General features: G+C 32.2%; 14 protein-coding genes. 12 read left to right on the forward strand and 2 right to left on the reverse strand.

Annotated features, from left to right (window positions below):
• Positions 1–47: 47 nt before the first annotated feature.
• The 7 genes from FHK87_RS10100 to FHK87_RS10130 all read left to right on the forward strand — a co-directional run bounded on the left by FHK87_RS10100 (position 48) and on the right by FHK87_RS10130 (position 6,994).
• Complete coding sequence (locus FHK87_RS10100) at positions 48–533, forward strand: hypothetical protein (protein WP_140592554.1); 486 nt, start codon at positions 48–50, stop codon at positions 531–533.
• Positions 534–568: 35 nt separating this feature from the next.
• Complete coding sequence (locus FHK87_RS10105) at positions 569–2,026, forward strand: lipopolysaccharide biosynthesis protein (protein WP_140592555.1); 1,458 nt, start codon at positions 569–571, stop codon at positions 2,024–2,026.
• 63 nt (positions 2,027–2,089) lie between these two features.
• A complete protein-coding gene (dut, locus tag FHK87_RS10110) occupies positions 2,090–2,524 on the forward strand; it encodes a dUTP diphosphatase (protein ID WP_140592556.1) in 435 nt (144 codons plus the stop codon).
• 31 nt (positions 2,525–2,555) lie between these two features.
• Positions 2,556–3,572: a sugar nucleotidyltransferase gene (locus tag FHK87_RS10115; RefSeq protein ID WP_140592557.1), complete on the forward strand. Its 1,017-nt coding sequence runs from the start codon at positions 2,556–2,558 to the stop codon at positions 3,570–3,572.
• 37 nt (positions 3,573–3,609) lie between these two features.
• The gene (locus tag FHK87_RS10120) at positions 3,610–4,986 is read left to right on the forward strand and encodes a tetratricopeptide repeat protein (RefSeq protein WP_140592558.1); all 1,377 of its coding nucleotides are present in this window, start codon (positions 3,610–3,612) and stop codon (positions 4,984–4,986) included.
• An 8-nt stretch (positions 4,987–4,994) separates the two neighbouring features.
• Entirely contained in the window at positions 4,995–5,768 is a 774-nt protein-coding gene (locus tag FHK87_RS10125) for a DUF4292 domain-containing protein (RefSeq protein ID WP_140592559.1), read from the forward strand.
• Positions 5,765–6,994 (forward strand): murein hydrolase activator EnvC family protein, encoded by a 1,230-nt coding sequence (locus tag FHK87_RS10130; protein ID WP_140592560.1) that lies wholly within the window; start codon positions 5,765–5,767, stop codon positions 6,992–6,994. The genes FHK87_RS10125 and FHK87_RS10130 overlap by 4 nt, the downstream gene beginning before the upstream one ends.
• A gap of 8 nt (positions 6,995–7,002) precedes the next feature.
• Here FHK87_RS10130 and FHK87_RS10135 read toward each other — a convergent pair whose 3' ends face one another.
• Positions 7,003–7,512: an acyl-CoA thioesterase gene (locus FHK87_RS10135; protein WP_140592561.1), complete on the reverse strand. Its 510-nt coding sequence runs from the start codon at positions 7,510–7,512 to the stop codon at positions 7,003–7,005.
• A gap of 195 nt (positions 7,513–7,707) precedes the next feature.
• Complete coding sequence (locus FHK87_RS10140) at positions 7,708–8,715, reverse strand: HU domain-containing protein (RefSeq protein ID WP_140592562.1); 1,008 nt, start codon at positions 8,713–8,715, stop codon at positions 7,708–7,710.
• A 147-nt stretch (positions 8,716–8,862) separates the two neighbouring features.
• Here FHK87_RS10140 and dprA point away from each other — a divergent pair, with 147 nt between their 5' ends.
• From dprA to FHK87_RS10165, 5 genes are all read left to right on the forward strand, one after another.
• Complete coding sequence (gene dprA / locus FHK87_RS10145) at positions 8,863–9,966, forward strand: DNA-processing protein DprA (protein ID WP_140592563.1); 1,104 nt, start codon at positions 8,863–8,865, stop codon at positions 9,964–9,966.
• 100 nt (positions 9,967–10,066) lie between these two features.
• On the forward strand, positions 10,067–10,663 hold the full coding sequence (locus FHK87_RS10150; RefSeq protein ID WP_140592564.1) for a hypothetical protein: 597 nt from the start codon (positions 10,067–10,069) through the stop codon (positions 10,661–10,663).
• Positions 10,664–10,751: 88 nt separating this feature from the next.
• A complete protein-coding gene (locus FHK87_RS10155) occupies positions 10,752–11,630 on the forward strand; it encodes an MBL fold metallo-hydrolase (protein ID WP_140592565.1) in 879 nt (292 codons plus the stop codon).
• Between the two features lie 165 nt (positions 11,631–11,795).
• Positions 11,796–12,362 carry a hypothetical protein gene (locus tag FHK87_RS10160; protein ID WP_140592566.1) on the forward strand — a complete coding sequence of 189 codons (567 nt, stop codon included), beginning with the start codon at positions 11,796–11,798 and terminating at the stop codon, positions 12,360–12,362.
• Positions 12,363–12,606: 244 nt separating this feature from the next.
• Positions 12,607–13,128 carry a DinB family protein gene (locus tag FHK87_RS10165; RefSeq protein ID WP_140592567.1) on the forward strand — a complete coding sequence of 174 codons (522 nt, stop codon included), beginning with the start codon at positions 12,607–12,609 and terminating at the stop codon, positions 13,126–13,128.
• Positions 13,129–13,184: the final 56 nt, after the last annotated feature.

Raw genomic sequence — 13,184 nt, forward strand, 5'->3', positions numbered from 1 at the left:
ATTGGCATTAAATTTGTCTTTAGCTAGATGTAGATAAACCAATTGATATGAAAAATCTTAAAATATTATTCGTTTTATTCAGTTTTGGCACACTTTTTCAATGTGCAAGTCATAAGAATATGGATAAAATGAGTCCAGTAGATACAAATGCATCGTATTTTCAAGAATGGATAGAAGGCAGAGAAGAAGGAAGCTCTGGTTTTACGGTGTCATTTATTGCTAAAGAGGATGCAGGTATTGTTTTGAAATACGCCTATTTCAAAGGAAAAAAAATAGGATTAAAAAATGATGGTAACCTATATAGAGGAAAATATGCATATGCTAATACAAAAATGGATTTAGTTATGAGCGATGATCCAAAAGAAGAATTCAAAAATACTGTACCCGCAGCTATCGAAGAAAAAATTCCTTTTGAGTTAAAGGGAAATGAATGTGTGATTGTATATTCAAAAAACGGAAAAGAAAGCTTTTTTAAAATTAAAGAGTTACCTCAAAAAAAAGTTGAGGCGATGCCCAACCGACAAAGACAATAAAAATTGTATTTTTAGCCCAACAATTATATCTGGAATTGGGCGTACTTCAAAAACTCTTTAAGCAAACCTTTATTTATGGATTGGCAACTGTTTTGCCAAGAGTATTAGGTATCGTATTAGTACCACTATATGTAAAAGTCCTGGAAAAAGACGAATATGGTGTGTATGCGGCTATTATGGCACTGCTTATTACAGGAAATATATTGTTTTCTTATGGTATGGAAACAGCCTTTTTTAGGTTTGTGAATAAAAATCCTGATCAAAAAAATAAGGTACAATCTACCTCTCTCACTTCATTGACGATCACAACGATTTTACTTTTGATAGTTGGTATCTTCTATAAAGATGAATTGTCAAGTTTTCTCCTATTTGAAACACAATATATTGTATTGGGATTATTGATTTTGGGCCTAGATGCGCTTGCAGTTTTACCTTTTGCATGGTTTAGAATCAATGAAAGGCCTATGCGGTATGCTGTAATCAAGATTCTTAATGTTATTATTAATCTGGGATTCAATCTTTTTTTCTTTTTAATACTACCCAAATTAGTTTCAGGAAATGATACCTTTTGGGATACGATATACTTTGAAGAAAATAGAGTTTTGTATGTATTCATTGCAAACATTATAGCAAGTGCATTTACATTACTTTTATTACTACCTGTCTATATTAAAATCAAATTTGGATTTGATCTTTTGATATGGAAATCTATGATAAAGTATGCTTTTCCGGTTTTGATTGCCGGGATTGCTTTTTCAATCAACGAAGCCTTTGATAAATTACTCCTCAGATATTTACTTCCTGATGATATTGCAGATGGAGAGGTAGGGATATATGCAGCTTGCTATAAATTGGGGGTTTTTATGACACTCTACAGTACCGCCTTTAGACTAGGAATAGAACCTTTCTTTTTTAACCATGCTAAAGCAAAAGATGCCAAAGAAACGTATGCAAAAATTACGTTGTATTTTTCAATTTTAGGAAGCCTTATCTTACTTGGTGTTGTTGTATTTTCAAATTTGTTTAAAAGAATTATTATACCCGATCCTACTTTTTGGGAAGCGATGTCCATAGTTCCGATTATTTTACTTGCCAACCTATGTTTAGGGTTATATCATAACCTTTCTGTGTGGTATAAAATTACTGATAAAACGAAATTTGGAGCTTATATCTCTATTACCGGAGCGATGATAACGCTAGTCCTTAATTTTATTTTAATTCCTAGGTATAGTTATTTTGGATCAGCAGTAGCAACTTTAGCAGCATATGGATCTATGATGCTATTGTCATGGTATTTTGGTAGGAAATATTATCCTGTTCCCTATAATTTGAAAAAGATAGGACTATATCTTTTGGTATCGATTAGCTTTTCTGTCATATCTTTTTACGTCTTTGATAGTAATTATATGATTTCAATCCCGTTATTACTAGTGTTTTTAGTACTTTTATACACTTTAGAGAAAAAACAAATACGACAGATTTTAAAACGATAAAGTCTTGATTATTAAACAGTAATAATAGTAGACATCGTTTTTAAAAGATTTAAAATATAACAAATGCAAATCAAAATCATTAATCGTTCCTCTCACAGTTTACCTCATTACGAGACGATAGCTTCTGCAGGAATGGATCTAAGAGCCAATATAAGTGAACCGATTACGTTACAACCATTAGAGAGAACAATTGTAAAGACAGGGTTGTTTATAGAATTACCTATAGGATATGAGGCGCAAGTTCGTCCACGCAGTGGTTTGGCAGCAAAAAAGGGAATTACCGTACTCAATGCCCCCGGCACTATTGATGCAGATTATAGAGGAGAAGTTGGTGTGATACTTGTCAATTTATCCAACGATGATTTTGTTATAGAAAATGGAGAACGAATTGCGCAAATGGTAATTGCAAAACATGAGCGAGCAGAATGGGTAGCGGTCAAAGAGCTATCAGAGACTGCCAGAGGAGAAGGTGGATTTGGTAGTACAGGCGTAAAATAAAATTAAACAATCAATCAAAACAACTTAAAAAATGAAAATTATTGTACCTATGGCAGGTAGAGGTTCACGATTAAGACCTCACACACTTACAGTTCCTAAACCATTAATACCTGTAGCAGGAAAACCAATTGTTCATCGATTGGTATCTGACATTACAAAAGTTTTAGGAGAACCTGTCGAGGAAATTGCATTTGTATTGGGAGATCCAGCTTTTTTTGGAGACGATGTAGTGTCAAGTCTAACAGAATTAGCAGAAGGTCTCGGAGCAAAAGCTTCTATATACAGGCAAGATCAACCCTTAGGAACGGGTCATGCCATTATGTGTGCAAAGGAATCACTGTCTGGACCTGCGGTTATTGCTTATGCAGATACATTGATTAGAGCAGACTTTAATCTGGATAAAGAAGCAGATTCGGTAATTTGGGTAAAGCAAGTTGAACATCCAGAGGCTTATGGAGTCGTTAAGCTTAATGATCAACAATACATCACAGAATTGGTAGAAAAACCAAAAGAATTTGTTTCGGATTTGGCGGTGATAGGAATCTATTATTTTAAAGATGTTGGAGTACTTAAAAATGAACTTCAGCATGTTTTGGATCATAATATTATCAATGGTGGAGAATATCAGATCAATGATGGTATCAAAAGAATGATGGCAGATGGTAAGGTTTTTGTGACAGGAAAAGTTGATGAGTGGATGGATTGCGGGAACAAAAATGTAACCGTAGAAACAAATACTAGAATGCTAGGTTTTTTGCAAAATGATAACGAAAATCTTGTGAGTGAAAATGTCATTCAGGAAAATGCTACTGTAATTCCGCCATGTTATATAGGAGACAATGTTACCTTGCGCAACACTACCATAGGACCAAACGTCTCTATAGGTAATGATTGTACTGTTGAAGACTCTAATATTAAAAATAGCCTGATTCAGACCCAAACTGTCATAAAAAATGCTAACTTAGACAATGCAATGGTAGGTAACAATGTTATTTATGATGGCAACTTCACAACAATCAGTATAGGAGATTACTCTGTTTTAGAATAATTTACAGTGTAATTTGAGCACTTTTTTAAAGCTTTTTATGATTAAATGTTGTAACTATATATGTCTTTTATACCTACTCTTCGGAATTGGGAAATTTACCGTATATGCTCAAGAGATAGAGCCTAGACAAGAGATTAATATTGATGATTTAGGTGATGTATCAGACGAGTTTCTAGAGAATTTTTTTGAAGCTTTAAAGCAAAAAGCAATTACAAATTATGATAAAGCTATAAATGCACTTAATAAATGTGTAGAGATAAATCCAGAACCTAAGTATTTGTATTTAGAGCTTGGTAAGAATTATTTAGAATTAAAACAGCATGAAATTGCAGAAGAAAATTTTAAAAAAGCACTAGAAAGTAAACCGGATAATAGATTTATACTCGAATTATTGTTTGAAGTTTATTTTCATCAGCAAAAATATAAAGAATCTATTGGTGTAGTTGAAAAATTAGTGAAATATAACTCAATGTTCAAAGAGCAATTGGCGAATCTATATTATCATGACAAAAGATATGATGAAGCGCTAACACTTATCGATGAGTTGGATGAGGAATATGGTTCTGATGGATATCGAAAACAATTGAGAAAACGAATTTCTTCGAAGATCAAGAATCCTAGTGGTCAGATTAGTAGATTAGAGAAAAAGATCAAAGAAAAACCAAAATCAGAACAAAACTACCTTAATCTTATTTATCTCTACAGCCAGAATAACGAGGATGAAAAAGCATATCAAACTGCTCAGGCTTTATTAAAAAAGAATCCAAAATCAGAACTCGTTCATTTGGCATTGTATAAATTTTATATAGAAGACAATTCTAAAACAGAACAGGCAATTCAGTCCATGAAAATTGCGTTAAAGAGCAATAAGATTGATAAAGATTCAAAATACAAAGTAATAAGTGACTTTTTGATTTTTATAGAGAAACACCCTCAGTACGAGTCTCAATTAGTAGAAGCAGTATCCATACTGTCTAGTGAGCAGGATAATGCAAAGGTTTTTACAGAACTAGGTCATCATTATTACAAAAAAGGAGATAAAGAAAAAGCACTTAACTTTTATGAAAGAGGTATTAAAAACAGTACAGGCAATTTTTCTTTATTAAAGCGAGTTTTATTATTACAATTAGATTTAAAACGATATACAAAAGCAGAAATAGGGAGCCAGTTTGCACTAGAAATGTTTCCTGCACAACCTATATTTTATTTAGTAAACGGAGTATCATTAATTCATCTGGATCGTCCCAACGATGCGATTGATATTTTGTCATCAGGAATCGATTATATAATAGAAGATCCAAAAATGGAAGCAGATTTTTATAAACAAATGGGAGAAGCGTATTTAAAGCTGGGAGATGCCGCAAAATCATCTGAATATCTTGAAAAATCTAACCAACTTCAGAAAAAATCATAAAAAGTATAATGAGTAAGGCTTTGTATTTATTGTGTTTTTGCTTGATAGTATTGAACTCTTGCAAAAGTACAGAAGGGGTAGGGGTAGCTAAGGTTAAAAAACTAAGTTCAGAAAAGGTTATTACGAATCATTACAAGCAATCTTTTGATTTTAAAACCCTTAACTCTCGTATTAGAGTTAATTATACAGACGGCAAACAATCATTTAGCCCTATAGCAACACTACGATTAGAAAAAGACAAAACCATTTGGATAAGTGTAAAAATGCTTGGGATTACTTTGGCAAAAGCACTAATCACCCCAGAAAAAGTTAGTTATTATGAAAAAATAAATAATACTTTTTTTGATGGAGATTTTAGAATGTTAAGTGAATGGCTGGGTACAGAATTAGATTTTGAAAAAGTACAGCAAATGCTTTTGGGTCAGGCATTATTTGATCTCAAGCAAGATAAATATAAGGTCGCTATAAACGAACAAAACTATGTGCTCAAACCAAAAGAAGAGTTAGAATTGTTTGAGCGTCTTTTTTTAATTCAACCTGAAACGTTTAAAATAGCTTCTCAACAATTAACACAAACTGAAGAACAAAGAAATTTATCAATCGATTATAAAGGGTATCAAAAGATAGGTAATCAGGATTTCCCAAAGCAGATACATATTAAAGCTACACAAGAGACCAAAGAAACTAATATTGTGATAGATTATAAGTCTGTTGATTATAATGCTAAAGTAAGTTTTCCATTCAAAATACCATCGGGATATAAGCAAGTTACAATCAAATGAGGTTTTTGAAAATTATATATATAATAGGGTTTGTGTTTGTTTGCAGCCCTTCTTTTTCTCAAAGTGCCAAACAACAGCAGCTTGAGCAGGAGCGTCAGCGATTAAGAGAAGAAATAGAACAGATGAAACAATTAAGAGCAGATAATAAGCTCAAAGAACGCTCTGTTCTAGATGAAGTAGAAGGGATTAATTCTCAGATTAGTACTAGGCAAAACCTTATAAAAGTTACAAATCAGCAAGCTAACTTGTTGACAAGAGAGATCAATACCAATTTTAAAAAAATAGATGCTTATCGCAAAGAGCTTAAAGTCCTCAAAGTAGACTATGCAAAAATGATTGTTAAGTCATATAAGAGTAAATCCAGCCAGAGTAGAATTATGTTTTTGCTTTCATCTTCAAATTTTGCACAAGCTTATAAGCGATTGCAATACATGAAACAGTATAACGAGCATCGCAAAGAGCAAGCAATACGAATAGAAGAAAATACACAAAAACTACAGAAACTCAACACAGATTTATCAAGACAAAAAAATGACAAACAAAGGCTGATAGAAGAAAATAGAGAAGCACAGGATAAACTTAAGGAAGAAAAGCAACAGCAAAAGGTATTAATGGCTTCCATTCGAAAAAAAGAGGGGACTTATACCAGGCAAATCAAACAAAAAGAACAACAGGCCAGTGCTATTGATAGAGCAATTGAAAAATTGATAAGAGAGGCTATTGCCAAAGTAAATAAAAAAGCTGGTAAAAAGGTAACTAAAAAAGGCTCTGCAACAACATTTGCGCTTACAGCAGAAGCCAAAGTCTTAGCAGATAATTTTACTTCTAATAAAGGAAAACTACCTTGGCCTGTAGGAACAGGTAGAATTACTAAAAAATTTGGTCGTCAACCACATCCAACATTACCAAATATCCAGATTAATAGTAGCGGAGTAGAGATTGAGACGAAATCTGGGGAAAAAGCCAGAGCAATTTTTGAAGGAGAGGTTATAGCGATACAAAAACTTAGGGGAGCAAGCAGATTAGTGCAAATTCGCCATGGTAATTATATTACAACATATTACAATATCGAAAATATTACCGTAAAAGAAGGGCAAAAGGTAGCGACAAAACAAGCCATAGGACAAGTGCGAACCAATCCAACCAATGGTAGAGCTATTATGAAATTTTTAATCTACCAAAATGCCAAAAGATTAAATCCTCAGAGTTGGATATATAGAATGTGATTCTTTCTTTATACAAATAAAGCCTTTAGCTCAGTAGCATCATCAGGTTTCATCTTACCGGCTAATACTAGGCTGAGTTGCTTGCGACGTAATGCAGCATCAAAACGTTGTTTTTCTAGTTCTGTTTGGGGCTCAATCGGAGGAACAGCTACAGGAGTTCCGGTTTCGTTAACTGCTACAAATGTGTAGATAGCTTCATTTGCCTTTGTTTTTTCTCCGCTTTGCCTATCTTCTACCCAAACATCTATATATACCTCCATAGAAGAAGTAAAAGCTCTTGATACTTTAGCTTCTACAGTTACAACACTACCTAATGGAATGGCTTTATTGAATGCTACATGGTTTACAGAAGCTGTTACGACAATACGTCTTGAGTGTCTACCTGCTGCAATACCTGCTGCACGATCCATACGAGCCAAAAGTTCTCCTCCGAATAAGTTGTTCAACGAGTTAGTTTCTCCTGTAAGTACAAAATCAGTTAATACTGCTAGTGATTCTGAAGGGTGTCTGGCTTCCATAAAAATAATTGCTTTTTTGGCAAAGATATGAGGTAAAACCAGAACAATAAAATTAGTGTATGAGTTAGCAGAGTTTTAACGCTTTAGTTGCATGTATTATAAAAAAACAGTGAATAATATAAAATTATTGAGTCTAAAAATAAGAGTTGATCTATTTATGATATCAAAACTGCATTGAATAAAGAGAGATAAGTCTTAATTATTATCTCTTACAAATAACCACGCTTTTGGATTTTGATTTTTTTTGATATCCTGTAATGCTGTCAAAGCTTGTAATCTATTTTGGTAGCTCTCATAAACTACCTGATGTAGTCCATATTTATTTACGCCGATAAGCTGGGCATTAAACCCTAATGATTTTAGCTGTTGAACTTTTTTGCGTGCATTTGCTGATACTCTAAACGCTCCTGCTATAATATAAAAGGTTCTTGAACTAGCCTCATTCTCAATATTTGTAGCTAATGACTCTTCTGCATTGTTTTCTTTATTGATCGTGAGATTTATTGCAGGAAGTGGATTTGATATTTCAAATGTAGCTTCTTGTATTCTATTTTCGATTTCTACATTAGCTTTTTTCCACTCTTTATTATTATGACTTATCGTGTTATTACTCACTTGTTTTAAGCCTAGAAAGCCACCGATTCCAAAAACAACTGCGGCTACAGCAGCGTATTTTAAATATGGGCGTTCATTTCTCCTCTCCGGAGTAAAATGTATTGGTGTTGTTTCTTCAATAGTTTCTACTTCTTCTCTGTAAACTTCTCTATCAACTTTTACTTCACGATGTATCGCAGGAGTAGCAAAAGAATGTAGACCAAAAGCTTCTGTAAGGTAGTTTACCTCTATAGAAGGTTCAAATTGCAGGGTGTCTTCTACAGAAGTAAAAAAAACTCCTATTTTGTTTAATTCAACACGATTACCTTTAGCTAATTTTTCACGTAATGATAAAACGTAACGCTGTAGTTTTGCAACAGCATCTGTATATGATATATTTTCTACAGAAGAAACATAGTTAGCCAACAACCCATCATTATTTTGTAGTTGACTATTGAATGAAATTAGTTTTTGTGGAGGAAAAAATGCATTAGTATTTTCTTGTATGGTAGCGGGTTGACGTTTAGTTAAAAACGCACCAAATCCCGGTAAGATCACACATTCATATCTATATAATAATTCACTAATATATTTGTCAATTGTATTCATTAACCCCTTTCAAAAACTGTTATTCTGTAATCATTGATTGTAAACTCAAAGGTAAAAAAAAATGAAAATCGATGACAGATTTGGTGTCAAACTTATCAACAGTTATCTTTTTTTTGTTTCTTGCGTGTCGTAATGACAAACAGATCAATGAACAACAAAAAACTTCTATCGCTATTAGCACTCAAAAAAGTAAGTAACCTTGGGGATAGTTCAATAAAAAAATTGATAAAAACAGTAGGCTCTGCAGAAGGGGTTTTAGAAGAAAAAACAAAAAATCTCATTAAAATTGATGGGATCGGGACTACAAGAGTTAGAGATATTCATAACCCTGATCATTACAAAGCAGCAGAAAACGAACTTGCATTTATTGAAAAAAATAAAATAGGGTGTTTGTTATATGATGAGCAAGATTATCCTGATAGATTAAAACATTGTATAGATGGTCCTGTAGTCTTATTCAGTAGAGGGAATATTGATTTAAAACATAAAAAGATACTAAGTATTGTTGGCACACGGCAGGTTACTAGCTATGGTACAAAATTCTGCGAAGCATTGATCGAAGAGATTGCACCATTACAACCTGTTATCATTTCTGGTTTTGCCTATGGTGTAGATATTACGGCACAACGTGCCGCTGCAAAACATAATTTGCAGACTGTGGGCTGTCTTGCACATGGCCTTAATCAAATATACCCCAAAAGTCATAAGAAATATGTGTCGCAAATAGAGGAAAATGGAGGTTTTTTTACAGATTTTTGGAGTACAGACACCTTTGACCGTAAAAATTTCTTAGGCCGCAATAGAATTATTGCCGGCCTTAGCGAGGCTACAGTAGTCATCGAAAGCGCAGAAAAAGGAGGCTCTCTTGTTACCGCAGAGATTGCTAATTCATATCATAGAGATGTATTTGCAGTACCCGGTAGAACCAATGATCCTTTGAGCAAAGGATGTAATATGCTTATCAAAACACAGAGAGCCCACATGCTTACCAGTGCAGCAGATCTTGTATACATGCTCAATTGGCAATTAGAAGAAACAAAAACACATACAGTACAAAAAAAGTTGTTTGTAGACTTAAATGAAGAAGAAAAGAAGGTTTACAATTTTTTGTCTGTAAACGGAAAGGAGTTATTAGATGTGATAGCACTGCAATGCCAGATACCAACGTACAAAACAGCTTCTGTTTTATTGAATATGGAGCTGAAAGGGGCTATAAAACCTCTACCGGGTAAATTGTTTGAAGCAATATAATTTTTTGTAGATCCTTTTGTATGCGCTTTATTAAAAAATCAATACTTTTAGTATAGCTACTAACCGTATACAAAAGATTGTACGTGATTATAATTCGAATATGAAAAAGAAGTTTTCAGAGGTCTTGAATGATACAATTGATTATTTCCTTTTAGGTGATATTGAACTGTTGAGAGATTTTAAAATAGAAAATAACTTATCTAATGATTTAGCAACAGAATTTACAACAAATGAAAGTGGAGACGATGTTGTAAAAAACGGGATAATGATTCCTATGTCTAAAATAGTGAATCAGCCTTATACAATACTATTTACTACTTCCGAAAATGAATCAGAATTTGAAGAGAAGGAAAATAGTTTGTCTTTTAAAAAAAATGGATATATCCTAAAAGTCGAAAACCGCAAAATATTTTTGTTTACCTGGTGGATTTTAAATGACTTTAGTGATGAAAAAGTTGAAGAACTATCGAGAAATCCTCACAAATGGAATAGACCTTTTATTGAAATTGATAATGGTTGGTACGATGTTGATATTTTGGGAGGGTTTACGAAACAAAAAGTAAAATTTAAAGATAAAGAAGGAAATATTGTAAAAGAAGATTCTTTTGAACCAACTTTTGAATTTAAATTAACTTTAAGAGACAAAAAAAATGATTTTAAGGCCAAAATGAATGAATCATTTGAATTGTTAAGATAGTGAGTAGAAAAATCAAAAAACAAAATAACATTTTGCTTTATAAAAACACATTATATCAAATGTTATAACTACACCAATAGAGACAAAAGTGAAATATAAGATTACAGCATATTCAACGGCTTTGTTTTCAACATGGATTAATATAGAAGAATTAAACCTATTAATTGATGCTGGAGATGGGCTTACCTCAGGTTTACTTCAGAAATCTCGAAAAATTAAAAATGTATTTATTACTCACCCTGATAGAGATCATTTAAATGGTTTGCCTCAGTTTGTTCAATTAAACTCAAGGGATGGGTTTCCAAAAATTTACTATCCAAAAGATTCTGGATCATTCCCTGCCATGAATAATTTTCTCAAAAAATTTGATCCACATGTATCTTCTAGTTCTTGGATAGGCATTGAAGATAAATCAAGGATAGAAATAAAGAAAAATATTGAAATCGAAGCTATTCGTAATGAACATATAAAATCCCCTATTGGTATCCATAAAAGTCTAAGTTATAAAGTATTTGAAATAAAAAATAAATTAAAACCTGAATTTAATTCTAAATCGAGTAACGAAATAAAAGAAGTTGTTAGAAAAAAGGGAAAAGATTTTATAACTGAAAGAATAGAGTCGAATATCTTATCATTTTCTGGAGATACTCCGGTTGATGACTATTCAAAATGGAATGGCTCAGAAATACTTATTCATGAATCTACATTTCTAAAAAACGAAGGTGACTCTCAAATAGAATCAAAAGGAAATAAGCATAGTAGGGTTGACGAAGTTTTACAAATGGTCAAAGAGATCAAAATTGGAACTCTAATTCTTAATCATTTTTCAAGTCGATATTCTAAAGAAGAAATCGATAGTAATGTTCTCAAATTATTGAAAGAATATAAAATTCAAGTCCCTGTTTTTTTGATTTATCCGGGAGAACTAAAAAGAGATATTTTGAGAACCAAACCAATAAATGAATAAAAAACGATAAAAGAAAAAGACTTGTAAATCATTCATAATAAAGTACCTATAGTTAATTACTATTTCTTACTAAACCAGAGACAGATATTTCTTATAAAGTTGTGCTTAACAGAAAAATTAGTATTTTGTACAATCACTAACCATTGTGTTGCATTAAAAAATAAGATGATTAGATTTATTTATTACACTATTTTATTCTTGTCAATTAATTCTTGTGCTAATAGCCAAAAAACAGAAACTTTAGAAATAATTATCTATAATAAATTTGTTGACCCACAAAAAGAGTTTGATGTCTTAATAGAAGATTTTATGGCAACACGTTTAGTGGATAGTTTAAAAATTCTTGGAAGACCGATTAAAACTCCTTCTATTAAATTTGAAATCGATACATTACGTGCAACTCAATTAGGAATTTCACTTAACCTAGCGGAAGAGAACTTGAAAAACATATATCAATTAAAAAATACTGATGAAATATTAAATCAGAGTATAGTTAATGAGTCAGGTCAAAAAATCCCAATAAGTTTGTTTTGCAAAATTTACATGAAGTGGGAATATTATAAACCCAAAATTTTTATACCAAACCCCGAAATTTATAATTATAAAGATCGTTCTGTTGTAAAAATAGAATTTTACTTAAAAAATAATAACAAAAAGAGACTAATTGAATTTATAAATAGCTATATCCATAGTGGTCAAATAAATAAATGGGAAATTGAAATTATAAACTAAAATAAACGAACATACGATAAAGTATCTCTACAAATTATGACCATTGATCTGTAAATTGAACCTATTTTACAATCATGGTTAGTGTTTTTTATCATATCTTTTTTTGATCAATCTGAGTATCAATCTCTTTCTCGAGTACAGCAGGACGTAGAAGAATTATAACATATAAATTTTACTCGATAATCGAGATTTAAATACTCGGAGGTTTGCCCAGAGGTATTTCACTAAAAAATATAACTATTTCATGAAAAATCAAGAAATCAAAAAGAACCCAGAGTTTTTAGAATATGTTTTTAAGCTAAATGAGGGTGTCGAACTCAAAGAAGCCCTAGAATTGAGTTTGAAAAAAATCGATGACATCGATATCGCTCAATTAAATAGAATTGGTTTAAGAACTTATGAAAAAGATAAATGGACAATTCATAAAATAATACAGCATCTTATTGATTGGGAAAGAATTTGGTGTTTTAGAGCAATAATTTTTGCTCGGGGAGAAGGTACCATCCCCGATGCACACGACCAGGAAATAATGGGGCAAAACTCTAATGCAGATGAGCTTTCGATCGAGCAGTTGGTACACGAACTTAGAATTGTACGCCAATCCACGATAATGATGTTTCAATCTTTTGATAAGAAAATACTCGAAACAAATTGTGTGTTTTTTGAGTATGAGATGCCTTTGTACACTATTGGATTAACAGTAGTAGCGCATCAAATACATCATTTTAATATCATAAAAGAAAGATACTTGCCTTTGGACGAGTAAAGTTTGATCTAACCCGTTGTACATTTTGTGATTTTAATTTTCCAAATGTACAACGG

Source organism: Aquimarina algicola, from assembly GCF_006443095.1.
In the GTDB taxonomy this organism is placed as follows: Bacteria; Bacteroidota; Bacteroidia; order Flavobacteriales; family Flavobacteriaceae; genus Aquimarina; species Aquimarina algicola.